Origin of the sequence: Peiella sedimenti (genome assembly GCF_030504955.1) — a bacterium.
GTDB lineage: Bacteria > Pseudomonadota > Alphaproteobacteria > Caulobacterales > Caulobacteraceae > Brevundimonas > Brevundimonas sedimenti.
On record NZ_JAUKTR010000005.1, the window covers coordinates 131363 to 155563 of the forward strand.

General features: G+C 69.3%; 25 protein-coding genes and 1 pseudogene. 9 read left to right on the plus strand and 17 right to left on the minus strand.

Translation table 11 applies throughout. The features are described from left to right. The first annotated feature begins 20 nt into the window (after window positions 1-20). Window positions 21-515, plus strand: coding sequence for a crossover junction endodeoxyribonuclease RuvC (locus Q0812_RS11925; protein ID WP_302110565.1), 495 nt, complete (start codon window positions 21-23; stop codon window positions 513-515). An 84-nt stretch (window positions 516-599) separates the two neighbouring features. Beyond that, complete coding sequence (locus tag Q0812_RS11930) at window positions 600-2117, plus strand: recombinase family protein (RefSeq protein WP_302110566.1); 1518 nt, start codon at window positions 600-602, stop codon at window positions 2115-2117. Here the strand turns inward: Q0812_RS11930 and Q0812_RS11935 are convergent. The 7 genes and pseudogenes from Q0812_RS11935 to rdgB form a co-directional block, all read right to left on the minus strand. Beyond that, a pseudogene (locus Q0812_RS11935) lies at window positions 2075-3115 on the minus strand (YifB family Mg chelatase-like AAA ATPase); the annotation flags it as partial. The gene Q0812_RS11930 and the pseudogene Q0812_RS11935 sit on opposite strands and share 43 nt — an antisense overlap. A gap of 62 nt (window positions 3116-3177) precedes the next feature. Beyond that, a complete protein-coding gene (gene gshB, locus Q0812_RS11940; RefSeq protein WP_302110654.1) occupies window positions 3178-4128 on the minus strand; it encodes a glutathione synthase in 951 nt (316 codons plus the stop codon). Window positions 4129-4190: 62 nt separating this feature from the next. Beyond that, window positions 4191-5006, minus strand: a complete 816-nt coding sequence (locus Q0812_RS11945; protein ID WP_302110655.1) for a transglutaminase family protein — start codon at window positions 5004-5006, stop codon at window positions 4191-4193. After that, window positions 5006-5377 (minus strand): YraN family protein, encoded by a 372-nt coding sequence (locus Q0812_RS11950; protein ID WP_302110567.1) that lies wholly within the window; start codon window positions 5375-5377, stop codon window positions 5006-5008. Before Q0812_RS11950 ends, Q0812_RS11945 begins: the two co-directional genes overlap by 1 nt. After that, entirely contained in the window at window positions 5374-6219 is an 846-nt protein-coding gene (rsmI, locus tag Q0812_RS11955; RefSeq protein ID WP_302110568.1) for a 16S rRNA (cytidine(1402)-2'-O)-methyltransferase, read from the minus strand. Before rsmI ends, Q0812_RS11950 begins: the two co-directional genes overlap by 4 nt. Before the next feature lie 31 nt (window positions 6220-6250). After that, window positions 6251-7408: a radical SAM family heme chaperone HemW gene (gene hemW / locus Q0812_RS11960; protein ID WP_302110569.1), complete on the minus strand. Its 1158-nt coding sequence runs from the start codon at window positions 7406-7408 to the stop codon at window positions 6251-6253. Then, window positions 7401-8000, minus strand: a complete 600-nt coding sequence (gene rdgB, locus Q0812_RS11965; protein WP_302110570.1) for an RdgB/HAM1 family non-canonical purine NTP pyrophosphatase — start codon at window positions 7998-8000, stop codon at window positions 7401-7403. Before rdgB ends, hemW begins: the two co-directional genes overlap by 8 nt. A gap of 351 nt (window positions 8001-8351) precedes the next feature. On the opposite strand from rdgB, the gene Q0812_RS11970 reads away from it, so the two are divergent. Genes Q0812_RS11970 through Q0812_RS11980 form a run of 3 tightly spaced genes read left to right on the plus strand, consistent with a single transcriptional unit; the run spans window position 8352 to window position 9748 of the window. Continuing rightward, the gene (locus Q0812_RS11970) at window positions 8352-8948 is read left to right on the plus strand and encodes a DUF2975 domain-containing protein (RefSeq protein WP_425281571.1); all 597 of its coding nucleotides are present in this window, start codon (window positions 8352-8354) and stop codon (window positions 8946-8948) included. Continuing rightward, window positions 8948-9217: a helix-turn-helix domain-containing protein gene (locus Q0812_RS11975; protein ID WP_302110572.1), complete on the plus strand. Its 270-nt coding sequence runs from the start codon at window positions 8948-8950 to the stop codon at window positions 9215-9217. The genes Q0812_RS11970 and Q0812_RS11975 overlap by 1 nt, the downstream gene beginning before the upstream one ends. A 3-nt stretch (window positions 9218-9220) precedes the next feature. Further along, the gene (locus Q0812_RS11980) at window positions 9221-9748 is read left to right on the plus strand and encodes a Smr/MutS family protein (RefSeq protein ID WP_302110573.1); all 528 of its coding nucleotides are present in this window, start codon (window positions 9221-9223) and stop codon (window positions 9746-9748) included. Here the strand turns inward: Q0812_RS11980 and Q0812_RS11985 are convergent. Next, window positions 9745-10734, minus strand: coding sequence for an adenosine kinase (locus tag Q0812_RS11985; protein ID WP_302110574.1), 990 nt, complete (start codon window positions 10732-10734; stop codon window positions 9745-9747). The genes Q0812_RS11980 and Q0812_RS11985 overlap by 4 nt on opposite strands. A gap of 106 nt (window positions 10735-10840) precedes the next feature. On the opposite strand from Q0812_RS11985, the gene Q0812_RS11990 reads away from it, so the two are divergent. After that, window positions 10841-11704 carry an ATP-grasp domain-containing protein gene (locus tag Q0812_RS11990; protein ID WP_302110575.1) on the plus strand — a complete coding sequence of 288 codons (864 nt, stop codon included), beginning with the start codon at window positions 10841-10843 and terminating at the stop codon, window positions 11702-11704. Here the strand turns inward: Q0812_RS11990 and nth are convergent. After that, window positions 11626-12363: an endonuclease III gene (nth, locus tag Q0812_RS11995; protein ID WP_302110576.1), complete on the minus strand. Its 738-nt coding sequence runs from the start codon at window positions 12361-12363 to the stop codon at window positions 11626-11628. The two genes, Q0812_RS11990 and nth, sit on opposite strands and share 79 nt — an antisense overlap. Next, a complete protein-coding gene (acs, locus tag Q0812_RS12000) occupies window positions 12360-14240 on the minus strand; it encodes an acetate--CoA ligase (protein ID WP_425281573.1) in 1881 nt (626 codons plus the stop codon). Before acs ends, nth begins: the two co-directional genes overlap by 4 nt. 179 nt (window positions 14241-14419) lie before the next feature. Between acs and Q0812_RS12005 the strand changes: the two genes are divergently transcribed. Further along, window positions 14420-15175, plus strand: coding sequence for a creatininase family protein (locus Q0812_RS12005; RefSeq protein ID WP_302110578.1), 756 nt, complete (start codon window positions 14420-14422; stop codon window positions 15173-15175). Here Q0812_RS12005 and dapB read toward each other — a convergent pair whose 3' ends face one another. The 3 genes from dapB to dnaK form a co-directional block, all read right to left on the minus strand. Beyond that, window positions 15176-15922: a 4-hydroxy-tetrahydrodipicolinate reductase gene (gene dapB, locus Q0812_RS12010; RefSeq protein WP_302110579.1), complete on the minus strand. Its 747-nt coding sequence runs from the start codon at window positions 15920-15922 to the stop codon at window positions 15176-15178. A 78-nt stretch (window positions 15923-16000) separates the two neighbouring features. Further along, window positions 16001-17167, minus strand: coding sequence for a molecular chaperone DnaJ (gene dnaJ / locus Q0812_RS12015; protein WP_302110580.1), 1167 nt, complete (start codon window positions 17165-17167; stop codon window positions 16001-16003). A gap of 111 nt (window positions 17168-17278) precedes the next feature. Next, entirely contained in the window at window positions 17279-19195 is a 1917-nt protein-coding gene (gene dnaK, locus Q0812_RS12020) for a molecular chaperone DnaK (protein ID WP_302110581.1), read from the minus strand. Window positions 19196-19385: 190 nt separating this feature from the next. On the opposite strand from dnaK, the gene Q0812_RS12025 reads away from it, so the two are divergent. Beyond that, on the plus strand, window positions 19386-20276 hold the full coding sequence (locus Q0812_RS12025; protein ID WP_302110582.1) for a dienelactone hydrolase family protein: 891 nt from the start codon (window positions 19386-19388) through the stop codon (window positions 20274-20276). On the opposite strand, the gene grpE is transcribed toward Q0812_RS12025, so the two are convergent. From grpE to Q0812_RS12040, 3 genes are read right to left on the minus strand one after another with little or no spacing between them, the layout of a single operon-like run. Then, on the minus strand, window positions 20273-20875 hold the full coding sequence (gene grpE / locus Q0812_RS12030) for a nucleotide exchange factor GrpE (protein ID WP_302110583.1): 603 nt from the start codon (window positions 20873-20875) through the stop codon (window positions 20273-20275). The two genes, Q0812_RS12025 and grpE, sit on opposite strands and share 4 nt — an antisense overlap. A gap of 43 nt (window positions 20876-20918) precedes the next feature. Next, window positions 20919-21986, minus strand: coding sequence for a heat-inducible transcriptional repressor HrcA (gene hrcA, locus Q0812_RS12035; RefSeq protein WP_302110584.1), 1068 nt, complete (start codon window positions 21984-21986; stop codon window positions 20919-20921). Further along, entirely contained in the window at window positions 21983-22552 is a 570-nt protein-coding gene (locus Q0812_RS12040) for a GNAT family N-acetyltransferase (protein ID WP_302110585.1), read from the minus strand. Before Q0812_RS12040 ends, hrcA begins: the two co-directional genes overlap by 4 nt. 46 nt (window positions 22553-22598) lie before the next feature. On the opposite strand from Q0812_RS12040, the gene rph reads away from it, so the two are divergent. Further along, window positions 22599-23315, plus strand: coding sequence for a ribonuclease PH (rph, locus tag Q0812_RS12045; RefSeq protein ID WP_302110586.1), 717 nt, complete (start codon window positions 22599-22601; stop codon window positions 23313-23315). Here rph and ku read toward each other — a convergent pair. After that, a complete protein-coding gene (gene ku / locus Q0812_RS12050) occupies window positions 23312-24181 on the minus strand; it encodes a non-homologous end joining protein Ku (protein WP_302110587.1) in 870 nt (289 codons plus the stop codon). The genes rph and ku overlap by 4 nt on opposite strands. Between the last annotated feature and the right edge of the window lie 20 nt (window positions 24182-24201).

A 24201-nucleotide genomic window follows, 5' to 3' on the forward strand; every position in this document is an offset into this window, starting at 1 on the left:
GCCGCTAGCGACGAAGCCGTATGACGGCGCCGCCAATGGTCGTCATGGGCTTCCATCCGACCACCCGGGGCTTCGGCTGGGTCGTGTTCGAGACTCTCGCCGCGCCATCCGACTGGGGTCTGGCCTACGCCAGGACGGACAAGAACACCAAAGGCCTTCATCAGCTGCGCGAACTGCTGGAGCAGCACCGGCCCGAATATCTCGCGCTGGAGGCGCCGCGCGAAGGCGGAGGCCCCAAGTCCGACCGGCTGAGGGCGCTGCACGACGGCGTCCTGAGCCTCGCGGATGCGTTCGGGATTGCAGTGGTTCTCTACACCCGCAAGGACATCAGCCGCGCCATCCTTGGCCACGCTAGGGGCACACGGCAGCAGGTCGCCGAGGCCATCATCAGCCACGTGCACGCCTTCAGTCATCGACTGCCGCCGCACCGCAAGCCTTGGGAAAGCGCGGATCGCCGCCTCGCCCTGTTCAGCGCCGCCGCCCTGGCCCTGACCGTCTACGCTCAGGAGTCGTAATCCACGGCTGCGGGCGCGACCGACCAAAGCCGCACTTGGCGCACCGTGCAGGACGCGTAGGATTCAACGGGAAGGAGAGCGGCCATGTCCGAAGAGGAAGCCAAGCGGATCGGCATCTGGGTCCGGGTGTCCACCGAGGATCAGGTGCGCGGCGAGAGCCCGGAGCACCATGAGCGACGCGCACGCGCCTACGCCGAGGCCAAGGGCTGGACCGTCGTTGAGGTGTTCAGGCTCGAGGCCGTCAGCGGAAAGGCCGTCATGCAGCATCCGGAGGCCCAGCGCATGCTCCGGCTGGTGCGTGGTGGGGCCATCACCGGGCTGGTGTTTTCAAAGCTGGCCCGCTTGGCGCGCAACACGCGCGAGCTGCTGGAGTTCGCCGAGATCTTCCGCGAGGCGGGCGCTGACCTCATTTCCCTCCAGGAGGCCATCGACACCAGCACGCCGGCCGGCCGCCTCTTCTTCACGATGATCGCCGCCATGGCGCAGTGGGAACGCGAAGAAATCGTCGATCGGGTGCGCGCCTCAGTGCCCGTGCGAGCCAAACTCGGCAAACCCCTCGGCGGCGCCGCGCCGTATGGCTACCGCTGGCGTGACAAGAAGCTGGAGCCGGATCCCGTCGAAGCGCCGATCCGCACCCTGATCCATGAACTCTTTCGAGAGCACCGCCGCAAGAAGACCGTGGCCCGAATCCTGACCGAGCGCGGCTACCGCACGCGCCGGGGGGCGCCCTTCTCAGACAGCACGATCGACCGCTTGCTTCTGGACACCACGGCGAAGGGCGTTCACCGCGCCAACTATACGGCGACCTCAGAGCACAAAGGGGCTTGGACCCTGAAGCCTGAAAGCGAGTGGGTCTACACCTCTGTGGACGTGATCGTCTCCGAAGAGCTCTGGGATGAATGCGCCCGAATCCTGATGACCCAGAAGGCTGGGACAAAGCGCGTGACGAAGCGCACCACACACCTGTTTAGCGGGCTTACCTACTGTGCCTGCGGAGCGAAGATGTACGTGCGCACGGGGTCGCCGAAGTACGTCTGTGAAGCGTGCCGTACGAAGATCCCTGCGCCCGATCTTGAGGCCATCTTCAAGGAGCAACTCCGGCACATCTTCTTCTCACCGGACGAGATCGAGTCCCACAATCAGGCCGCTAAGGACGCGCTGCTAGCGAAGGAGCGGGTCGTCGAAACCACCGCGAGCGAGTTGCGCCGCGTCCTGGCCGAGGATCAGGCCCTTTTCGATCTATATGTCTCGGGAACGCTTTCGAAGAAGGATTTCGGACGTCGCCACGCCCCGATCTCCGTGCGGATCGCAAGCCTTGAAGCCGAGCTCCCGCGGCTCCAGGCAGAGCTCGATGTTTTGCGCATCACCGCTGCTTCGCGAGAGGAAGTGTTAGGCGAAGCGCGTGATCTGATGGACCGCTGGGACGGGCTAGCTGCCGTCGAAAAGCGACAGGTCATTGAGGCGATCACCGAGCGGATTGTCGTCGGTCGCGAGGATGTGGAGATCGCGCTCCTGCACCTGCCTAACGGCGAAATACCCGACCAAAGGGCAACACGGCCACAGGGGTTCTGGGCCGCCACCAGTTGCACGCGCGCCGGATAGCGGACGTGGTGATTGGCCCGGGCCACGATCACTTCGCCGGTCTCCAGAGGTTGCCTGAGGCTGTCGAGCGCCTGGGGCGAGAACTCGGGCAACTCATCAAGGAACAGCACCCCGTTGTGGGCCAGGGACACCTCGCCCGGCTTGGCGCGATGCCCGCCGCCGGTGAGCGCAGCCATGCTGGCCGAGTGGTGGGGCGCACGATAGGGCCGGGCCCGCGTCAGGGCCCCTCGCGCGATCAGCCCGGCCAGGGACCAGATCATGCTGGTCTCAAGCAGTTCTCCGGCGGTCAGCGGCGGCAATAGGCCGGGCAGGCGCTGGGCCAGCATGGACTTGCCCGAGCCCGGCGGCCCGGTGAAGAGCAGGTTGTGCCCGCCCGCCGCGGCGATCTCCAGCGCGCGCTTGCCCTGCTCCTGACCGCGCACGTCCCTGAGGTCGGCGAAGCCGGGCCCGTCCAGCGCATCACCCGGCTGGGGCTGGGCCAGCAGCTGTGTGCCCCGGAAATGGTTGACCACCCCGATCAGGGAGCGCGGCGCCAGCACGCGGCAATCGCCGGCCCAGGCGGCCTCGGGTCCGTTGGCCTCCGGGCAGATCAGGCCCAGTCCGTGGGCGGAGGCCGCCACGGCGGCGGGCAGGGCGCCGGACACAGGCGCGATCTGGCCATCGAGGTTGAGCTCGCCGACGGCCGCCCAGCCGTCCAGCGCATCGATGGGAATGGCGCCCATGGTCGCCATCAGGGCCAGGGCGATGGGCAGGTCGAAATGGCTGCCCTCCTTGGGCAGGTCGGCGGGCGCCAGATTGGCGATGATGCGCTTGGGCGGAAAGCCCAGGCCGATCCCTGCAAAGGCGCCGCGCACCCGCTCGCGGCTCTCGGCCACGGCCTTGTCGGCCAGGCCGACGATGGTGAAGGAGGGCTGCTGAGCCGACAGCAGCTGCACCTCCACCTCGACGCGGCGCGCCTCCACGCCCTCGAAGGCGAAGGTCGTCAGCCGTGCGACCATGTTCCCGCTCCATCAACCCGGGCGAGAACAAATCACGAACTTAAGCGAGTGGCAAGCCGTCGTTAGGCGGACGCCCGGATCGCCTCTATGCGCTCCCACAGGGCCGTCGCGGCGTTCGGGCCGCCGAAGCGTTTGAGCTGCTGGGCGCCGGTCGGCGAGGTGACGTTGATCTCGGTCAGGTAGTCGCCGATCACGTCGATGCCGACAAAGAGCAGGCCGCGCGCCTTCAGTTCGGGCTTCAGCACCTCGCAGATCTCGCGGTCGCGGGCGGTCAGGTCCACCGCCTCGGCCCGGCCGCCGCGGGCCAGGTTCGAGCGCACCTGATCCTTGGCTGGCACGCGGTTGATAGCCCCCACGGGCTCGCCGTCCACCAGCAGAATGCGCTTGTCGCCCGCCGAGACGGCGGGGATGAACTTCTGGGCGATGACGGGCTCCCGCCCGATCATGGCGTGAAGCTCCAGCAGGGCGTCGAGGTTGGGGTCGCCGGGCCGCAGACGCACCACGCCCGAACCGCCGCCGCCGTAGAGGGGTTTCAGCACCATGTCGCCGTGGCGGGCCTGGAAGTCGCGGACGGCCTCGGGATCAGACGTGATCAGGGTCGGAGGCTGCAGGCCCTCAAAGCCCGTGACCCAGACCTTTTCGGGCGCGTCGCGGACCTCGGCCGGGTTGTTGACCACCAGGGTCTTCGGATGAACCGTCTCCAACAGGTGGGTGGCGGTGATGTAGGCCATGTCGAAGGGCGGGTCCTGACGCATCAGGATCACGTCCACATCGGCGCCGAGATCGAGCCGGACCGGATCGCCGAGGGTTGCGTGGTCGCCCGCCACCTCCCGCACCGTGGCGGGCCGGGCCCAGGCGGTCAGGCGCCGGTCCTCCAGCGCCAGCTTCTCGGGCCCATAGACGAAGAGCGAATGCCCGCGCTCTTGCGCCTCGGTCATCATCAGGAAGGTGGTGTCGGTCGTGATGTTGACCGCCTCGATGGGGTCCATCTGGACCGCGACCCTCAGCATGATGCACCCCTTGAGAAACCTGGGCCGTAAATCGGTCGTGCGGCGGCCAAGATCAAGCGTCGGCTCTAGTTCAGGCGCAGGCGGACCCGTTCGCGCACCTGGCGCAGGCGGGCCTGGAAGTCGCCCTCGACTGTCTTGGCCTGATCCAGCGCCGACAGGGCTCCAGCCAGGGCGCCCTGCCGCTCGCGCGCCTGGGCCACGTCCAGCCAGGGACGGTGGTCGCTGGGGTCGAGCAACGCCTTCCTCAGCGCCGCCCCTTCCGCCGCCGGGTAATCGCCCGCCCGGATCGCGCGGATGAACAGCAGGTCCTGTAGACGCACCAGCGACTGTCGACGGTTGATGGGCGCCATCAGCAAATCAAGACGATCAGCCACGGCGGGCGTCAGCCCGGCCCTCAGCGCCCGCCGCGTCAGCTCGGACGGCAGCACCAGACGCCCCTGACTGAACGGATCGATCGCCACCGGTCCTTCGCGCGTATCGACCCGCAACAGGAAGTGTCCCGGAAAATCGACGCCCTGAACGTTCAGTCCGCAGGCCAGGCCCGCATGGATGTAGAAGACGCCAAGCACGGCCGACAGGCCGCGCCTGCGGTCCGCCACGGCGATGATGTCGCCCACCTCGAGGTCGCCCTCGTCCATGAGGTCGCCGTCCAGGCCCAGCTCGCCGGACAGGGTCTCGGCCAGGGCCTCTTCGGGGGATTCGACCCCGGCTCGCTCGCGCAGGCGTTCGACGGCCCGCGCCGCCAGGGTCCGCACAGCCGAGGGATCGCGAAAAGGCCGGTCGTGGATGGCGCAGGCGATGGCCGCCTCGAGCAGGGGAAAGGCGTCGTCCTGCGCCTGCCCCGCCTCTGTAAGGATGTCCTCGGCCTCTTCGCGCGTCATCACCGATCCACGATCAGGCCGCGAACATGTCTCGGAAATCGTCCCGGCGCGAGCGTCACCATATCCAATCTTAGATCGAGGCCTTTCAGAGCGGGACGACGGGCGATCCACGCCTGCCCCGCCGACAACAGACGGGCGCGCTGCTGGGTTCCTAGCGACTCAAGGGCGGCCTCCACGCTGGCGCGGCGCTTGACCTCGACCACGGCCAGAACCCCGCCCTTGCGCGCCAGAAGGTCGATCTCGCCCAGCCGGTCCTTCAGGCGAAAGCCCAGCACCTGGTAGCCCTTCAGCATCAGCCACAGGGCGGCCGTCCATTCGGCGCGACGGCCCTGCTCGCGGGCGCGACGGCCCCGCTCGATGCGGCGGTTCATTTGAAGCCCAGGGCGCGCCGGTAGAGCGCGCGCCGATTGAGGTTGAGCGCCTTAGCCACTTCCCCCGCAGCCTCCGACGGCCCCAGGCGGGTCAGCGCCTCGCGCAGGGCGGCGTCGATCTCGTCCTCGCCGGCCGCCTCCGCTTCCTCAGGGGGCCCGACCACAATGACGATCTCTCCCTTCGGAGCCTCCAGCCTGGGATCGGCGGCCAACGCCTTGAGGCTCCCCCGCACGCAGGTCTCGTGCAGCTTGGTCAGTTCGCGCGTCACGGCCGCCTCGCGCGCGCCCAGCACGGCGGCCATGTCGGTCAGGCACGCCCTCAGACGCGGGCCGGTCTCGAAGAACACCAGGGTGGACCGCACCGGCGCCAGCGCCTCCAGCACACGCTGGCGGCCCGCGCTCTTGGCCGGCAGAAAGCCGGCGAACAGGAAGCGGTCGGTGGGCAGGCCCGCAAGGGTTACGGCGGCCAGGACGCTGGACGCTCCGGGGATCGGATGCACCGGCAGGCCCTCCGACGCCGCCGCCCGCACCAGCCGGTAGCCGGGGTCCGAGATCAGGGGCGTGCCCGCGTCGGAGATCAGGGCCGCCACGCCGCCGCCTCGCACCACGTCCAGCACACGCTCGCCCGCGGTTTCGGCCACGTGATCGTCATAGCGCTCGACGCGTTTGGACAGGCCATAGGCGTTCAGCAGCTTGCCCGCCACGCGGGTGTCCTCGGCGAAGACCACGTCCGCGGCCTGCAGGACGTCCAGCGCGCGCAGGGTGATGTCGCGCAGGTTCCCGATTGGCGTCGCCACCAGGTAGAGGCCGGGCGTGACGGGCTTGGGCGGCGGCGGGGTCATGGGGCGATCAAGGCTGCGCCGCCCGTTCGGGTCAAGGCCGCGCCAGCAGAGCCGCGAGCACGGCGTCCAGCACCGGGCGACCTGCGGGGGTCGCGGCCACTCGGCCACCGCACTGCTCCAGAAGGCCATCGGCCAGCAGCCAGCGCAGGGGATCGGCGTCCGCCGACAGGCCCAGCGCCGCGAACAGGCCGGCAGGCGCGCCCTCCGCCAGACGCAGGGCCAGCATCAGCCGCTCCTCGGCGTCTTCCCGGGCGTCAAGCGCGGCGTCGCGTTCAAGCCCATCGCCGCGCTCGGCGACGGCGGCCAGATAGTCGTCGACGCGGGGCGCCCCCAGGGTGGCGCGGCGCACGCCTTCGAGGGTCAGACGGCCATGGGCCCCAGGTCCGATGCCGAGGTAATCGGCGCCCCGCCAGACAGACAGGTTATGCCGCGACCGGGCGGCCTCGCCCCGCGCATGATTGGAGACCTCGTAGGCCTCGAAACCCGCCTCGCCCAATACCGACTGGGTCAGTTCGTACAGCGCCGCCCCTCGCCGTCCCCCGGGCGGTCTCAGCACGCCGCGCGCGGCGGCGCGGCCAAAGGCGGTGCGCGCTTCGATCGTCAGCTGATAGGGCGAGATGTGCTCGGCGCCGAGGTCGGCGGCCCAGCACAGTTCATCCCGCCAGGCTTTCAGCCTCTGCCCCGGCAGGGCGTAGATGAGGTCGATGGACAGGCGCGCGAAGCGCTGGCGGGCCAGGTCGGCGGCGCGGCGCGCCTCAGCGGCCTCATGGTCGCGCCCCAGGAACCGCAGCGCGCCATCGTCTAGAGACTGCACCCCCAGGGACAGCCGGTTGACTCCCGCCGCCGCGAAGTCGGCGTAGCGTCCGGACTCGGCGTCGGTGGGATTGGCCTCCAGCGCGATCTCCAGATCATGCGCCGGGCTGAACAGGGCCGCCGCCTCGTCCACCACCGCGGCGATGAAGGCCGGATCGGCGAGGGAGGGCGTGCCGCCGCCGAAATGGATCGAGACCAGACGCCTTGGCCCCAGCCGCCCAGCCTGGGCTCTCAGATCCGCGAGCATTGCCGTGGCCAGGTGGGCGGCCTCGGCCTCGCGCCCGCGCGCCCGATAGACGTTGAAATCGCAGTAGGGGCAGATGCGCGCGCAGTACGGCCAGTGGACGTAAAGGGCGATCGGCGGGGGCTCAGCCAATCAGGGCGGCCTTCAGCTGGGCGAAGGCGCGGGTGCGGTGGCTGATGGCTTCCTTGGCGGCCTGATCCATCTCGCCGAAGGTCTGCGCCCCGCCCTCCGGAATGAAGATCGGATCATAGCCGAAGCCCCGGTCGCCCCGCGGCGGGAAGCTGACGGTCCCGTGGACCTGCCCCTCCACGGCAACCACCGGCCCCTGCGGCCAGGCCACCGCGAGGGCGCACGAGAACCAGGCGGCGCGGTCGCTCGAACCGCCGGCTATGAGCTTGCGCTCCACCTCGGCCATGGCGATGGCGAAGTCCTTGCCGGGGCCGGCCCACCGGGCCGAGTAGACGCCGGGATCGCCCCCCAGCGCGCGCACCGACAGGCCGGAATCGTCCGCCAGCGCCACGAGGCCGGACGCCTCCGCCGCGGCCCGCGCCTTCAGCACGGCGTTGCCGACGAAGGTGGCCTCGGTCTCCTCGGGCTCAGCCAGGCCCAGCGCGCCCGCCGTGACGATGTCAAAGCCGTCCAGCAGGGCGGCGATCTCGCGGGCCTTGCCGGGATTGTGGGTCGCCAGAACCAGCTTCTGACCGCGCTGAAGGGTGATCGCCATGCCCTTTCCTTAGGCGGTGGGACCATCCTGGGAAACCCCTTGCGACGCATGACTTCCGCGTAATCTATTGCGGAAGTTTAATATCGTTAAACGATAATTTAGTTGGATGATAATCGATAAACTCGTATCTCCTGAACTCAAGAGGGCGGCCACCCCGGACCGCCCCGGACGAACCAGGAGATAGAACAATGACTGCGATGAAGTGGATGGACCGGCTGAGCATGACCGTCGTTGCCGGCATCATGATTGTGGGCCTGCCCTTCGGCGTGATCACCGCGATCGCCCAGTCGATCTGACGCGCCGGAGCCGGCCCGCAAGGCCGGACCGTTGATTTTGTCTCGCGGCGGCGCAATGTGCGCGCCGCCCGCGGGTCAACCAGCCTTTCCCGCGCATACGGAGGCCACAAGAGAACCCGACATGCGCGCCCTCGGCCCCGGATCCATCGCCAGCGTCCTCAAGCTGGCCCTCGATGTGGTCCACATCCTTCTGATCGCCATCGCCGTGATCCTGGCCATGGCGCTGCTCGCCGGCCTGGTGGTCCCGGTCAGCAACCTGACCGTCACCGTCGACGACGACACCGGCGCCCGCGTCCTGCCCCTGACGCGCGTCCTGATCGTCTCCGTGCTGGGCTTTCTCGTCGCCTACTTCGGCGTTTTCATTCTGATTGTTCGCCGCCTGCGCCGCATCGTCGCCACCGTGCAGGTGGGCGACCCCTTCGAGCCCCGCAACGCGCAACGCCTGCGTCAGGTCGGCGGTCTGCTGGCGGTCGCCAGCCTCGGCCAATACCTGCTGCGCCTGATCGGCGCGCACTTCCTGCCCAACGCCGTCACGCGCCAGGATCTGTCGGACCTGATGACGCCGGGCTTCGCCGTTCTGGCCATCTTCGTCCTGGCCGAGGTGTTTCGTGAGGGCGCGCGCCTGCGCACCGAAGCGGAGCTGACCATCTGATGCCCATCCGCGTCTCCCTCGATCGCATCCTCGTCGAGCGGCGCATGTCGCTGACGGAACTGGCCGACCGCGTCGGCGTGACCATCGCCAACCTGTCCATCCTCAAGACCGGCAAGGCGCGCGCCGTGCGCTTCTCGACCCTGGAGGCTCTGTGCCGTGAGCTGGGCTGCCAACCGGGCGACCTGCTGGAATACGTCGCCGGCGACGGAGAGGCGACCGACGCCGATCTGGACGATGAGGCGCGCGATCAGGCCGTCGGCGATTTCTAGCCCATGGCCGGTCGCAGAGACCTGAGCCCAGAGGAGAAACGGCTTTGGCGGCGGGTGGCCTCCACGGTGGCCGCCCGGCCGGGCCGCAACTTGCCGGAGGAGCCCACCTCCACGCCCGTCAAGGCCGACACGACCTCGGTCCCGGCGACGGCGCCCGGCCCCGCCGCCGCGACCGCGCCGCGGCCCCGCCAGCATTCGCAAGCGCCGGTGGACATCATTGAGCCGCGTCGACTGCGCCGGCTGGCGCGCGAGCGCGACCCCGTCGACGGCCGCATCGACCTGCACGGCATGGGCCGTTTCGAGGCTGAGGACCGGCTGGTGGAGTATCTGCTGTTGAAGCAGGCCACAGGCGCCCGCGCCGTCCTGGTCATCACGGGCAAGGGCCGGCGCGGCGAAGGCGTGATCCGCCGCTCGGTGCACGACTGGCTGATGGGCCCGCGCCTGCGGCCCATCGTTTCGGGCGTGGCCGAGGCGCACCGACGCCACGGCGGCGAAGGCGCCCTCTACGTGACGCTGAAGCCCAGGGTCTAGAGCAGACCGGCCTTCGCAGCCTCATCCTTCAGCGACACCAGGGGACGCGGCCCCCAGTGCGAGATCACCTCGGCCGCCGCCAGCGAGCCAAGCCGCCCGCAGGTTTCCAGGGAGTAGCCACGCGCCAGACCCAGCAGGAAGCCCGCGGCGTACTGATCGCCGGCGCCGGTGGTGTCCACCACCTCCGCCACAAAGACAGCCGGAATGGCCGCCAGCTCGTCGCCGCGCACGATCACCGAGCCCTTCTCGCTGCGGGTCACGGCCGCCACCTCGACCTTTTCCGCCAAGACCCGCAGACCCCTGTCGAAATCATCGTCCTGAACCAGAGCCGCCAGTTCGCCCTCGTTGGCGAGCACGATATCGACCGAGCGGCCGATGAAATCGAGCAGAGGCTCGCGCCAGCGATCCACGACGAAGGTGTCGGACAGGGTCACCGCCACCTTGCGGCCCGCGGCGCGCGCGATTTGGGCCGCCCGCTCCAGCGCGGCGCGCGCGGGCGGCGGGTCAAACAGATATCCCTCGAGGTACAGAATGGACGAGGCCTCCACGAGGTCGGCTTCGATATCCTCCGGCCCCAGCTGGTTGGCGGCGCCCAGGCAGGTGGACATGGTTCGCTGCCCGTCCGGCGTCACATTGATCAGGCTGCGCCCCGTCGCGGGGCCCTGGAGCGGCGGGTTGCGGAAGACGACGCCCTGGGCCGTCATGTCGTGACGGAAGACGCCGCCCAGCTGATCGTCCGCGACGCGGCCGATGTAGGCGCAGGCGCCGCCCAGCGAGGCCGCCCCCGCCACCGTGTTGCCGGCCGACCCCCCCGAGGCCTCCAGTCCTGGCTTCATTCGGGCGTACAGCTGTTCGGCGCGCGCATCGTCGATCAGGGTCATGGAGCCGGGGACCAGGCCCTCGGCGGCCAGGAACTCGGGTTCGCACGGCGCCAGCACGTCGACGATGGCGTTGCCTACGGCGCAGATGTCGAAGCTCTCGGCCACGTCGGCTCTCCCTTGATGCGCGTCGGCTTTAGCGGCTGGCGCACGCCTTCGCCACCTGAGAAAAGCTTGAATTGCCCGTCGCCCTCGCCACGGCTAAGCGGCGGCCATGCATGTGCTGATCCTGACGCCCGATCCGCAAGACCCCTCGTTTCACGGTCGTTGGCGCGACGTGTTCCAGCGCATGGCCGCCCCGTTGGAGGCGGAGGGCGTGACGGTATCCGGCCAATCCTGGGACGAGGCCACGACGCCGCAGGCGGACCTGATCCTGCCCTTGATGGCCTGGGGCTATCACCGCCGCATCGGCGACTGGCAAAGCGCCTGCGACCGCTGGGCCCGCGAGGGTCTGCCCGTTCTGAACGCCCCGCCGGTTCTCAGCTGGAACGCCGACAAGTCATACCTCGCCGATCTGGAAGCGCGCGGCTGCGCTATCGTGCCGACCCTGTTCCGCGACACGCCCGGCCCCGTCGACCTGGCCGAGGCGGTGCATCGGTTCGGCTGCGAGCAGGTGGTGGTCAAGCCGCGCGTCTCTGCCAGCGCCTATCGCACTTTGCGTGTGCGGCCAGGGGATTCGCTCGAGGGCGGCCCCGAGGGTCCGGCCATGATCCAGCCCTACATGGCCTCGGTCGAACGCACCGGCGAGCTGTCCATGATCTATCTGGGCGGCGCCTTCAGCCACGCCATCCGCAAGGTGGCCAGGGCGGGCGACTTCCGCGTCCAGCCCGAGTACGGCGGGATCATCTCAAAGGTGGAGCCCAGCCCCGCCGAACAGGCCGCGGCGGAATTGGTCCTCAAGGCGGCGGGCGCCGATGTGCTCTACGCCCGCATCGACCTGGTGGACGGGCCGGACGGATCGCCTCTGCTCATCGAAGCCGAGCTGATTGAGCCCGACCTCTACCTCAGCTTCGATCCTGCGGCGCCGGGCCGCTTCGTCCGGGCTGTCCTGGCCGCCCGGGCAGGCGGCGCCGTCTGAACCTGAGCCGTCAGATGGGCGCGTGAGGGACACAGGTCCCTGACCGGACAGGCCTCGCATTTCGGCTTCTTGGCCGTGCAGGTGTAGCGGCCGTGCAGGATCAGCCAGTGGTGCGCCTTCTGAAGCCAGCGCCCGGGAATTACCTGATGCAGCTGGGCCTCGACCTTATCGGGCGTATTGGCTCTGGCCAGGCCCAGCCGGTGCGAGACGCGAAAGACATGAGTATCCACGGCCACGGCGGGCTCGACGCCCAGCTCGTTCAGGACCACGCTGGCGGTCTTGCGGCCCACGCCCGGCAGGGCCTGGAGATCGGCGCGGTTGAGCGGCACCTCGCCGCCATGGCGCTCGATCAGCATCCTGCTCATCGCGGCCAGGTTCTTGGCCTTGTTCCGATAAAGGCCCAGCGAACTGATGAAGGGGATGATGCCCTCTTCGCCCAGGGCCGCCATGGCCTGGGGCGTCGGCGCCGCCTTGAACAGGCCCGCAGTCGCCTTGTTCACCGCCACATCGGTGGTCTGGGCCGACAGGGCCACCGCCGCCACGAAGGTGAAGGGGTCGGTGTAGTTCAGCTCGGTCTTCGGATCAGGCATGACGCCGCTCAGGCGCTCGAAGATCGCCTCGACCCGCGCCTCGTCCGGCGGCCAGCGAAGAACCGTCACCCCGGCCGGTTCCGGATCAGGTCGTCCACCACCGCGGGATCGGCCAGGGTCGAGGTATCGCCCAGGCTGCCGAACTCGCCCTCGGCGATCTTGCGCAGGATGCGACGCATGATCTTGCCTGATCGGGTCTTGGGCAGGCCCGGCGCCCATTGGATCACGTCGGGCGCGGCGATGGGGCTGATCTCATTGCGCACCTCGTTGACGAGGGCCTTCTTCAGCTCATCGCTGGGCGTCTCGCCCTGCTTCAGGGTGACGTAGCACCAGACGCCCTGGCCCTTGATGTCGTGGGGATAGCCCACCACCGCCGCCTCGGCGACGGCGGGGTGGCCGACCAGGGCCGACTCGATCTCGGCGGTGCCCAGCCGGTGCCCCGAAACGTTCAGAACGTCATCGATGCGCCCCGTGATCCAGTAGTCGCCGTCGGCGTCGCGCCGCGCCCCGTCGCCGGTGAAATACTTGCCGGGGAAGGTCGAGAAATAGGTGTCCAGGAACCGCTGGTGATCGCCCCAGACCGTGCGCATCTGGCCAGGCCACGAATCCACTAGGCACAGGGGCCCCTCGGCCGGGCCCTCCTTGGGCTTTCCGGCCTCATCAACGATGGCGGGAAAGACGCCCGGCAGGGGCCGGGTGGCCGAGCCGGGCTTCATGGGCGTGGCCCCGCAGATGGGCGAGATCAGGACCCCGCCGGTTTCGGTCTGCCACCAGGTGTCGACCACGGGGCAGCGCTCGTCGCCCACCACCCGCCAGTACCACAGCCAGGCCTCGGGATTGATGGGCTCGCCCACCGTTCCAAGCAGACGAAGTGAGGCGCGGCTCGCGGCCTTCACCGGCGCCTCGCCCTCGCGCATCAGGGCTCGGATGGCCGTCGGCGCCGTGTAGAAGATCCGCACCTGGTGCTTGTCGATGACCCGCCAGAAACGGCTGTGGTCCGGCCAGTTCGGCACGCCCTCGAACATCAGGGTCGTGGCCCCGTTCGCCAGTGGGCCATAGACGATGTAGCTGTGCCCCGTGACCCAGCCCACATCGGCGGTGCACCAGTAGATCTCGCCGGGGCGATAGTCGAAGACCCGCTCGTGGGTCCACGAGGCCCAGGCCAGATAGCCGCCGGTAGTGTGCAGCACGCCCTTGGGCTTTCCCGTCGATCCCGAGGTGTAGAGGATGAACAGCGGATCCTCGGCCCCCATGGGCTCGGGCGGACAGTCGTCTGACAGGCGCTCGCGGATGTCGTTCCAGACGATGTCGCGGCCCTCAGCCAGCGGCACATCGGCGCCTGTGCAGCGCACCAGCAGCACCTTGTCCACCGGCGCCTTTTCAAGCGCGGCGTCCACATTGGCCTTCAGCGGGATGCGCTTGCCCCCCCGCCGCCCCTCATCGGCGGTGATGAGGAAGCGGCTGCCGCAGTCCTCGATGCGCCCCGCCAGGCTGTCGGGCGAGAAGCCGGCGAAGACGACCGAATGGATGGCGCCGATCCGGGCGCAGGCCAGCATGGCCACCGCCGCCTCGGGGATCATCGGCAGATAGATGGTGACACGGTCGCCGCGCCCGGCGCCCATGTCCTTCAGCGCATTGGCCATCCGGCACGTCTCGGCATGCAGCTCGCGATAGGTCAGGGTCCGCGACTGGTCAGGATCGTCCCCTTCCCAGATGACGGCGACCTGTTCGCCACGTTCCGCCTGATGACGGTCCAGGCAGTTGGCCGCCGCGTTCAGCACCCCGTCCTCAAACCAGCGGATGCGGAAATCGGCGCGGTCGAACGAGACGTCCTTGATCCGCGTGAAGGGCTTTATCCAGTCCAGCCGCTCCCCCACGCCGCGCCAGTAGGTTTCCGGGTCACGGCGGGCCTGCTCACAGGCGGCCTGATACTGATCGAGGGTCATGCCGGCGCGCGCGACGGCGGAGGCGGGCTGGGGGATGCGCGTCTGTTCGGTCACAGTGTGATTCCCTTTGTCGCAGCGGGTCCGTTAGGGCTCGCGCCCCCTGCCGCATAGGCGTAAGCGACCGGCCTCGAATCTCCAACGGGGGGCGGGGGCGTCTTCCGTACCGAAAGGCCCTTTTCATGTTGCTTCACCTGTCGAGCTGGCCCGAGATCGAGGGCCAGCTGGCCAAGTCCCGCGCCGTGGTGGTGCCGATCGGCTCGAACGAGCAGCATGGCCCGACGGGCCTTCTGGGCACGGACTGGCTTTGTCCCGAGATCATCGCCCACGAAGCCGAGCGGCTGGATCCGTCCCTCCTGGTGGCGCCCACCTTCAACATCGGCATGGCCCAGCATCACCTGGCCTTTCCGGGCACCATCTCCTTGCGTCCGTCCACCTTCATGGCCGCCATTTCGGACTGGGTGTCGTCCCTGACGCGACACGGCTTTGAGCGCATCTACTTCCTCAACGGCCACGGCGGGAACGTCTCGACCATCGAGGCTACCTTCGCCGAAATCTACGCCGACTGGTCCTTCGCCGAAGAGCGCTGCCCCTTCATGCTGAAGCTGGTCAACTGGTGGAACCTGCCGGGGGTCGAGAAGCTGGCGCTGGAGCTTTACCCGACCGGCCACGGCATGCACGCGACGCCCTCCGAGATCGCGGTGACGCAGGCCGCCTATCCGGACCGCATCAAGACCGCCGCCCTGGAGCCCAAGATCGCTCCCACCGGCCCGATCCGCGACGCGCTGGACTACCGCGCCCGCTTCCCCGACGGCCGCATCGGCTCCGATCCGCTGCAGGCCAGTCCCGAAGGCGGCCGCAAGCTGATCGACGCCTCGGCCCAGGCCCTGCTCCAGGACGTGGCCGCCTTCACGGCCGAGGTCCAGCCGGGCCTGTGACTAGGCCTGCCTGAAGCCCAGCACGTCCTGCATGTCGTAGAGGCCCGGCGGCCGGCCCACCACCCAGGCGGCGGCGGCCACCGCGCCCTTGGCGAACAGGGATCTGTCCCGGGCGGAGTGGCCCAGGGTCAGCACCTCGTCCTCCGAGGCGAAGATGACCGAGTGCTCGCCCACCACGCCGCCGGCGCGCAGGGACGCAAAGCCGATGGAGCCCGGCTCGCGCAGGGCCTCCGCCCCATGACGCGGCGCGGCGCGTAGATCGGACAGGGCCTTTCCGCGCCCTTCGGCGGCGGCCTCGCCCAGCATCAGGGCGGTGCCGGACGGAGCGTCCAGCTTTCGGCGGTGATGGGTCTCGAGGATTTCGATGTCCCAGTCGGACGACAGGCGTCGCGCCGCCTGTTCCACCAGGCCGATCAGCATGTTCACGCCGAGTGAGAAGTTGCCGGACAGCACCACGGGCGCGACCTCGGCGGCGCGGGCGATGACGGCGCGCTGCTCGGGCGAAAAGCCGGTGGATCCCACCACCAGGGCGGGCGCGCCCTCTTCAGCCACCCGGGCGGCCAGGGCGGCCGAGGCCTCGGCCGTGGTGAAGTCGATGACCACGTCGCAGCGCGACAGGTCCGGCGCCGTCTCCCGGTCGAAACGGCAGGCCACGACCATGCCCTCGCGCTCATCCAGCACGGTCGAGACCGCCCGGCCCATGCGCCCCCGCGCCCCGGCCAGGCCGATATGGATGATGCCGTTCATGCGGCGCGAGCCTCTTTTCTCATTCGGCGATGAAGGCCCGCGCCGGGCGGGTGGTCAAGCCGGGATCAGGCGTGCGGTTTAGGCTTCCTGGCCGGTCAGGTCGGCCCAGAAGGTCTTGGCCTTCTTCATAAAGCCGGAGTTGCGCGGATGCTGGGTCTCGCCGCAGCATGAGGCCAGCTCCTTGAGCAGCTCCTTCTGGCGCCCGGTCAGATTGGTGGGCGTCTCCACGAACAGCTCCACCACCAGGTCGCCGCGCTGGCGCCCGTTCAGGGCCGGCATGCCCTTGCCCCTGATACGGATGGTCTGGCCTGTCTGGGCGCCCTCGGGCACCTTGACCGAGACCCGGCAATGACCGTCGCAGGCCTCGCTGGACAGGCAGGGGGCCTCGATCTCGCCGCCCAGCGCCGCCAGGCACATGGGCACGGGCGCCGAGCACAACAGGTCCAGCCCGTCGCGCTCGAACAGCTCGTGGGGCTTCACCGAGACGAAGATGTAGAGGTCGCCGCGCGGCCCGCCGCGCGCGCCCACATCGCCCTCGCCGGCCAGGCGGATGCGCGCGCCGTCATCGACGCCGGCCGGCACCTTCAGCTGCAGGGTGCGATGCTTACGAACCTGGCCGCGCCCGTGACAGGGCTTGCACGGCTTGGCCACGACCCGGCCCTGACCGCCGCAGCGGGGGCAGGTGCGCTCCATCTGGAAGAAGCCGTTGGCGGCGCGCACGCGACCCTGGCCGTTGCAGCCGGGGCAGACCACGGGCTGGCTGCCGGGCTCGGCGCCCGAGCCGCTGCACGTGTCGCACACGGCGGTCGTTGCGGTGGTGATCTCCACGTCGGCCCCGCGATAGGCCTGCTCCAGCGTGATCTCCAGATCGTGGCGCACGTCGCCGCCGCGCTGGGGGCCGCCTCTGGCCCGGGCGAACATGTCGCCGAAGACGTCGCCGAACACCTCCGAGAAGATGTCGTTGACGTCGTGGAAGGCGCCGCCGCCGAACGGGCCGCCTCCACCCATGCCGCCCATGCCGTTCACGCCCGCGTGGCCGAAGCGGTCATAGGCCGCGCGCTTCTGCGGGTCGGACAGGATGGAATAGGCCTCGTTGATGGCCTTGAAGCGTTGCGCCGCCTCCTCGCAGCCGCCGTTGCGGTCGGGATGGTGCTCCATCGCCGCCTTGCGGAAGGCGGATTTCAGCGCCGCGGCGTCCGCCGTGCGGTCGACGCCCAGCGTTTCATAATAGTCGGTGGTGGTCATAAGCGACTGGTTCCCGAACCCGCCCCCGCAAGTCCGGCGACCGGTCTAGCGGTTGGGCGGAGGGCGCGCCCCGCGACGTGACGCCGCGAAGCGCGCTTCTGCGCTGACAGATCAGGCGCTCTTCTTCTCGTCGCCATCGGAGGAGACCTCCTCGAACTCGGCGTCGACCACGCCCTCGTCGGAATTACCGTCCGAAGCGTCCGAAGCGTCCGATCCGTCCGACTGCTGGGCCTTGTACATGGCCTCGCCCAGCTTCATCGACGCCTGGGTCAGGGTCTGGGTCTTGGCGTTGATGGCGTCGGCGTCCTCGCCGTCCTTGACCGCCTTCAGCTCGTCGATGGCCGTCTGGATGGCGTTGCGGTCCGCTTCCGACACCTTGTCGCCGTGCTCGGCCAGGGCCTTTTCGGACGAGTGCAGCAGGGCCTCGGCCTGGTTCTTGGCGTCGGCCAGCACCTTGCGCTTCTTGTCGGCCTCGGCGTTGGCCTCGGCGTCCTTAACCATCTGCTCGATGTCGCTGTCCGACAGGCCGCCGTTGGCCTGGATGCGGATCGCCTGCTCCTTGCCGGTGGCCTTGTCCTTGGCCGTCACGTGCACGATGCCGTTGGCGTCGATGTCGAAGGTGACCTCGATCTGCGGCATGCCGCGCGGCGCGGGCGGGATGCCCACCAGGTCGAACTGGCCGAGCATCTTGTTGTCGCCGGCCATGGGCCGCTCGCCCTGGAAGACGCGGATGGTCACCGCCGACTGGTTGTCCTCGGCCGTCGAGAAGGTCTGGGACTTCTTGGTCGGGATGGTGGTGTTGCGCTCGATCATGGGCGTGAAGACGCCGCCCAGAGTCTCGATGCCCAGCGTCAGGGGCGTCACGTCCAGCAGCAGCACGTCCTTGACGTCGCCTTGCAGCACGCCGGCCTGGACGGCGGCGCCCAGGGCCACCACCTCGTCGGGGTTCACCCCCTTGTGCGGCTCCTTGCCGAAGAAGGCCTTCACGGCCTCCTGCACCTTGGGCATGCGGGTCATGCCGCCGACAAGCACCACCTCGTCGATGTCGCCGGGCTTCAGGCCCGCATCCTTGAGGGCCTGCTGGCACGGGCCGATGGTCTTGTTCACCAGGTCTTCGACCAGGCTCTCCAGCTTGGCGCGGGTCAGCTTGATGTTCAGGTGCAGCGGACCCGAGGCGTTCATGCTGATGAAGGGCAGGTTGACCTCGTACTGGGTCGTGGAGCTGAGCTCCTTCTTGGCCTTCTCGGCCTCTTCCTTCAGGCGCTGCAGGGCCAGCTTGTCCTGGCGCAGGTCGACGCCCTGCTCCTTCTTGAACTCGTCGGCCAGGAAGTCGACCAGACGCAGGTCGAAGTCCTCGCCGCCCAGGAAGGTGTCGCCGTTGGTGGCCTTCACCTCGAAGACGCCGTCGCCGATCTCGAGGATGGACACGTCGAAGGTGCCGCCGCCCAGGTCGTAGACCGCGATCTTCTTGCCGTCGTTCTTCTCAAGCCCGTAGGCGAGCGCGGCGGCCGTCGGCTCGTTGATGATGCGCAGGACTTCCAGGCCCGCGATCTTGCCGGCGTCCTTGGTGGCCTGGCGCTGGGCGTCGTTGAAGTAGGCCGGAACGGTGATCACCGCCTTGGTGACCGTCTCGCCCAGATGCTGCTCGGCGGCCTCCTTCATCTTCTGAAGGATGAAGGCGCTGATCTGCTGGGGCGAATAGTCCTTGCCGTGGGCGCGGACCCAGGCGTCGCCGGTCGGGCCCTTGACGATCTCGTAGGGCACCATGCCCTTGTCCTTCGCCACGACGGGGTCGTCGAAGTTGCGGCCGATCAGGCGCTTGATGGCGAAGAAGGTGTTGGTGGGGTTGGTGACCGCCTGGCGCTTGGCCGGCTGGCCGACCAGACGCTCGCCGTCATCCTGGATGGCGACCACCGAGGGGGTGGTGCGCAGGCCCTCGGCGTTCTCGATGACCTTGGGATTCTTGCCGTCCATGACCGCCACGCACGAATTCGTCGTGCCGAGGTCGATGCCGATGATCTTGCTCATGGGCTTTTACGTATACGCCTTCTGTTAGGCGGGTCCGCCGGCGGCCTTGAAGGCAAGCGCCGCACCTGGACCCCCAGTGGGTTTTCTTGAGCGACGAAGCCGACTTGCTCGACTTCGCGATGCTGTGGCGCATATGGGAAAGTCCCCGCCCACCGCAAGGGCTTATGGACGACATCAAGGAGGAGGCCTCATGCTCACCCTGACCCGCCCCGAGGGGACTCAGCCCGGCGATCTGAACCTCTCCCGGCGTTCGCTGGGGGGCCTGATGTTCTTCGGCTATGCGGCGGCGGCCCTGTCGGCCGAGGCCTCGCCCATCGTGACGCCGGAAGAGGGCCTGGTCTGCGGTCCCATCGACTTCACCGGCTGGGCGCCCGAAGGCGCCTATCCGCCCAGCCTGCCGGCCTATGTGGCGCGGCCACAGGGGTCCGGTCCGTTTCCCGTGGTCATCGTCGTCAACGAGATCTTCGGCCTGCACGCCTACATTCAGGACGTCTGCCGACGCCTGGCGCGCCAGGGCTACGCCGCCATGGCGCCCGGCTATTTTGCGCGGTCAGGCGATCCCTCCCGTCTGACTGAGTTCGAGCCCATCCTGGCCATGGTGCGCGCGGCCCGCCATCCCCAGGTCATGGGCGACACGGCCGCGGCGCTGGACTGGCTGCGCGCCCAGCCCTGGGCCGACGCGGACCGCGCCGGGATCACCGGCTTCTGCTGGGGCGGCACGGTAGTGTGGATGGCCGTGGCGGACCTGCCCTTCAGGTGCGGCGCCGCCTGGTACGGACGGCTGGTGGGCGGCGAGAACGCCGAGCCCGACCGCGACTATCCCGCCGATGCGGCGGGCCGCCTGCGCGGGCCGGTGCTGGGCCTCTATGCCGAGAACGATCGCGGCATCCCGCTCGAAAGCGTCGAGACCATGCGCGCGGCGCTCAGCGCGGCGGGCAAGGCCGACAGCGAGATCATCGTCTATCCCGGCGCCCAGCACGGCTTTCACGCCGACTATCGCGCCACCTATGACCGCGCGGCGGCCGAGGACGCCTGGAGCCGGATGCTGGCCCTGTTCGAGCGCGAACTTAAGGCAGGCTAGCTCCCTTCGCCGCCCGTGGCCTTGGCGTAGGCGGCGGCGCCCTGGCGCTGGGTCTCAGCCTGACCCGAGCCCTTGGCGGCCACGGCCACCATGGCCGGACGCACCACGCGCCCGAACAGCGAATAGCCGGGCTGGAAGGTCTGCACCACACACCCGGCCGCCACGCTGTCCGAGGGCTGCTCAATCATGGCCTGGTGCACATTGGGGTCGAAGCGCTCGCCCGGCTCGGGCGCCACGCGGGCAAGCCCGTTGCCCTCGAAGGCCTGCAGCAGCGCCTTCTCGGTCATCTCAAGGCCGGTCACCAGCCCCTGGACGCCGGCGTCGTCGCTCTGCGGGGCGGCGGCCAGGGCGCGCTGCAGACTGTCGGCCACGCCTAGCAGGTCGCGGGCGAATTTGGTGATGGCGTAGGCGCGCGCGTCGTTCATCTCGCGCTCGGTCCGGCGCTTGACGTTCTCGGCCTCGGCCACGGCGCGCAGGGCCTGGTCGCGCCACTGCTCAGCCTCGGCGCGGGCGGCGGCCAGCTCGGCCTCCAGGTCCTCGGCCTCGGGAGCCAGGGCTTCGTCTTCGGGCAGGTCGTCGCGGTCGAACTCGTCGGTCATGGCTACTCTCGGGAGGGACGCGCCGAGATATAGGGGCGCAGGCTCATCCGTCCAGCATCCGGCTGAGGACACGGGCGGTGTAATCCACCATCGGGATGACGCGGGCGTAGTTCAGGCGGGTCGGTCCGATGACCCCGATGGCGCCCACCACCTTCTGCCTTCCGGTCAGGTAGGGCGCCGCCACCACGGACGATCCGGACAGGGAAAACAGCCGCGTTTCGGCGCCGATGAAGATGCGCACGCCCTGGGCTTCGCGCACCCCGTCCAGCAGCGTGATCAGCTGCTCCTTCTGTTCCAGATCGTCGAACAGGGACCGCACCCGCTCCAGGTCGGCCACGGCCTCGGCGTCCTGCAGGAGGTTGGCCCGGCCCCGCACGATCAGGGACCGGTCCTCCGGCCCGCCGCCGGACCAGGCGGCCATGCCCTCCTCCACCAGGCGGGCGGCGGCGGCGTCCAGCTCGCGGCGGGCCTGATCCAGCTCCTTGCCCACCTCGGCCTTGGCGTCGGCCAGGGTCTTGCCGCGCAGACGGGCGTTCAGAAAGTTCGACGCCGCCTGCAGGTGGCTGGGCGTGACGCCGGGGCTCAGCGGCATCAGCCGGTTCTCCACCTCGCCGTCGTCGTAGACGATCACCGCCAGGGCCTGATCGCCCTGGCCCAGCGCCACGAACTCCACATGGCGCACCCCCGCCTCGCGCACCGGGCTGACCACCACGCCCGCGCCGCCGGCCAGACCGGACAGCAGGTTCGAGGCCTCGTCCAGCGCCTCCTGGAAGCCGCGGCCCCGCCCGGTCAGGCGCGCGTCGATCTCGCGCCGTTCGTCCTCGGACAGGTCGCCGATCTCCAACAGGCCGTCCACGAACAGGCGCAGGCCCGTATGGGTCGGGATGCGGCCGGCCGAGGTGTGGGGCGCCGCAAGCAAGCCCAGCTGGGCCAGATCCTGCATGGTGTTGCGGATCGAGGCTGGGGACAGGGCCACCCCGCCCTTGGACAGGGTGCGCGAGCCCACCGGCTCGCCCGTGGCCAGATAGCTTTCCACCACCCGGCGGAAGATGTCGCGCGCGCGTTCGTCCAGCGCCGCCAGGCCGGGCGAGGGGCTGAAGGGCCCGTTCACGCCGCGCGCCCCTGGTCCGGGTCCCGGCCCAGCCAGGCCTCGCGCGTCAGCCGGTGGACCAGGCAGTCGTCTTCGTCATTGAACAGGCGCCGTTCTTCGGGGACGAAGCCCAGCCGCTGGTAAAAGCGGTGCGCCTCGGCGTTCGAGGCCAGCGGATCGATGATCACCGCCGTCACCTCCGGCGCGGCGAAGCAGGCGTCCAGCGCCTGGGTCATCATCTGCGTGCCATAGCCGCGGCCCAGGGCGTCGGGCTCGCCGATCCAGATATCCAGCGCGCGCAGGTTCGGCTCGATCTCGCCCCAGTAGTGGGTCGGCTCCAGATGCGGGTCGATGACCTGCATGGCGCCGATGGGCCGACCGGCTGCCTCGGCGATGAGATAGTAGCTGACCTCCGAGGAGGTGGTGATCTCCTCCAGCCAGTCGGCGCCGGCGAAGGCGACCTCCGCATCAGGATCATCGGTGACGCAGGCGATGACGTGCGGCTGCCGGTCCCAGCGGGCCAGAAGTTCGGCGTCCTCGGGGCGCGCGCGGCGCAGAACGACGGGGCTGTCAGGTGGCGGTGACACGCCCGATAGGATAAGCCCGCCCTCTCTCAACTCAAGGACCTCGCCCATGCGACCCTCAGGCCGCGCGCCCGACCAGCTTCGTCCCGTCACACTCGAGACGCGGGTGAACCGCTACGCCGAGGGCTCGTGCCTGATCGGGTTCGGGCACACGCGCGTGCTGGTCACCGCCAGCGTCGAGGACAGCCTGCCGCCCTGGCTGCGCGGCAAGGGCCAGGGCTGGGTCACGGCCGAATACGGCATGCTGCCCCGCGCCACCCACACGCGCGGCCGCCGCGAGGCCGCCGCCGGCAAGCAGTCGGGCCGCACCCAGGAGATCCAGCGCCTGATCGGCCGGTCGCTGCGCGCCGTGGTCGACCTCAAGGCCCTGGGCGAGCGCCAGGTGCTGATCGACTGCGACGTGGTCCAGGCCGACGGCGGCACCCGCACCGCCGCCATCACCGGCGCCTGGGTCGCGCTCAAGATGGCCACGGACCACCTCGTCGCCGAAGAGGTGCTGAAGCAGAGCCCGGTCATCGACCAGGTGGCGGCGGTGTCCTGCGGCATCTTCGAAGGCCATTCCGTGCTCGACCTCGACTACGAGGAGGACTCCAACGCCGAGGCGGATTCCAACTTCGTGCTGACGGCCCAGGGCGGCATCGTCGAGATCCAGGCCACGGGCGAGAAGCGCGGCTTCGCCCGCACCGAGTTCGACCAGCTGTTCAACCTGGCCCAGAGCGGATGCGCAGAGCTGTTCCGCCTGCAGCGCCAGGCGGTCGAGGCCTAGCCCGCCTTCTTGCGCGGCGCGGCCTTCTTCTTGGCCGCCGGCGTCTTGGCGGCCGAGCGGGCCGATCCGGACTTGCGCCGCGGCGCGGGCTCGGCCCCGCCCTTGAGGCTGGCCCTCAGGGCCGCCATCAGGTCCACAACATTGGTGTCGTCCGGCTCGGGCGCCGAGACGATGCGCTCGCCCTTGCGCTTGGCCTCGATCATCTCGCGCAGGGCCTCGTCGTAGCGGTCGACGAACTGCTCGGGATCGAAGGGGCCTTCCTTCTGGCCCAGAATGCGCTTGGCGATCTCGACCATGTCCTTGTCGGGCTTGGCGTCGGGGATGTCGTCGAAGAACTCGTCCGCGCTCTTCACCTCGTCCCTGGCGCGCAGCGTGTAGGCGATCAGGCCCTTGCCGCGCACCTCGATGGCCAGCTGCCGCTCCTTGCCGCGCAGCACCAGCGTGCCCAGCGCCACCTTACCCGAGGTCTTCATGGCCTCGCGGATGACGACGAAGGCGTCGATGTCGCCCTTGGCGTCGGGCGTCACGAAGAAGGGATCGTCCCAGTACAGGCGGTCGATGTCCGCCTCGTCCACGAAACGGTCGATGGTGATGGTGCGCGTGCTCTCCAGCCGCACCTTCTCGAAGTCCTCCGGCTGGAACAGGACGTATTCGTCGCGCTCCACCTCATAGCCCTTGACCAGATCCGAGCGCTCGACCGGGCCGGTGTCCGGGTCGGTCGGCACCAGGCGAATCCTGTTGTTCGTCTCGGGATTGATCAGGTGAAAGCGAATGTCGTTGGCGCTGGTCGTGGCGGTGTAGAGCGCCACCGGGCAGGTGACGAGCGACAGCTTCAGATGGCCCTGCCAGCTGGGACGCGCGGCCATGGTCCTTGCTCCTGAAATGC

Bases quoted from the DNA above. Each gene is read 5' to 3' on its own strand.
- Q0812_RS11925 (WP_302110565.1), top strand. From the start codon at position 21: ATGACGGCGCCGCCAATGGTCGTCATGGGCTTCCATCCGACCACCCGG.
- Q0812_RS11930 (WP_302110566.1), top strand. From the start codon at position 600: ATGTCCGAAGAGGAAGCCAAGCGGATCGGCATCTGGGTCCGGGTGTCC.
- Q0812_RS11945 (WP_302110655.1), bottom strand. From the start codon at position 5,006: ATGACGCGCGAAGAGGCCGAGGACATCCTTACAGAGGCGGGGCAGGCG.
- Q0812_RS11950 (WP_302110567.1), bottom strand. From the start codon at position 5,377: ATGAACCGCCGCATCGAGCGGGGCCGTCGCGCCCGCGAGCAGGGCCGT.
- rsmI (WP_302110568.1), bottom strand. From the start codon at position 6,219: ATGACCCCGCCGCCGCCCAAGCCCGTCACGCCCGGCCTCTACCTGGTG.
- rdgB (WP_302110570.1), bottom strand. From the start codon at position 8,000: ATGGCGATCACCCTTCAGCGCGGTCAGAAGCTGGTTCTGGCGACCCAC.
- Q0812_RS11970 (WP_425281571.1), top strand. From the start codon at position 8,352: ATGTGCGCGCCGCCCGCGGGTCAACCAGCCTTTCCCGCGCATACGGAG.
- Q0812_RS11975 (WP_302110572.1), top strand. From the start codon at position 8,948: ATGCCCATCCGCGTCTCCCTCGATCGCATCCTCGTCGAGCGGCGCATG.
- Q0812_RS11980 (WP_302110573.1), top strand. From the start codon at position 9,221: ATGGCCGGTCGCAGAGACCTGAGCCCAGAGGAGAAACGGCTTTGGCGG.
- Q0812_RS11990 (WP_302110575.1), top strand. From the start codon at position 10,841: ATGCATGTGCTGATCCTGACGCCCGATCCGCAAGACCCCTCGTTTCAC.
- acs (WP_425281573.1), bottom strand. From the start codon at position 14,240: ATGACCCTCGATCAGTATCAGGCCGCCTGTGAGCAGGCCCGCCGTGAC.
- Q0812_RS12005 (WP_302110578.1), top strand. From the start codon at position 14,420: ATGTTGCTTCACCTGTCGAGCTGGCCCGAGATCGAGGGCCAGCTGGCC.
- dapB (WP_302110579.1), bottom strand. From the start codon at position 15,922: ATGAACGGCATCATCCATATCGGCCTGGCCGGGGCGCGGGGGCGCATG.
- dnaJ (WP_302110580.1), bottom strand. From the start codon at position 17,167: ATGACCACCACCGACTATTATGAAACGCTGGGCGTCGACCGCACGGCG.
- dnaK (WP_302110581.1), bottom strand. From the start codon at position 19,195: ATGAGCAAGATCATCGGCATCGACCTCGGCACGACGAATTCGTGCGTG.
- Q0812_RS12025 (WP_302110582.1), top strand. From the start codon at position 19,386: ATGCTCACCCTGACCCGCCCCGAGGGGACTCAGCCCGGCGATCTGAAC.
- grpE (WP_302110583.1), bottom strand. From the start codon at position 20,875: ATGACCGACGAGTTCGACCGCGACGACCTGCCCGAAGACGAAGCCCTG.
- rph (WP_302110586.1), top strand. From the start codon at position 22,599: ATGCGACCCTCAGGCCGCGCGCCCGACCAGCTTCGTCCCGTCACACTC.
- ku (WP_302110587.1), bottom strand. From the start codon at position 24,181: ATGGCCGCGCGTCCCAGCTGGCAGGGCCATCTGAAGCTGTCGCTCGTC.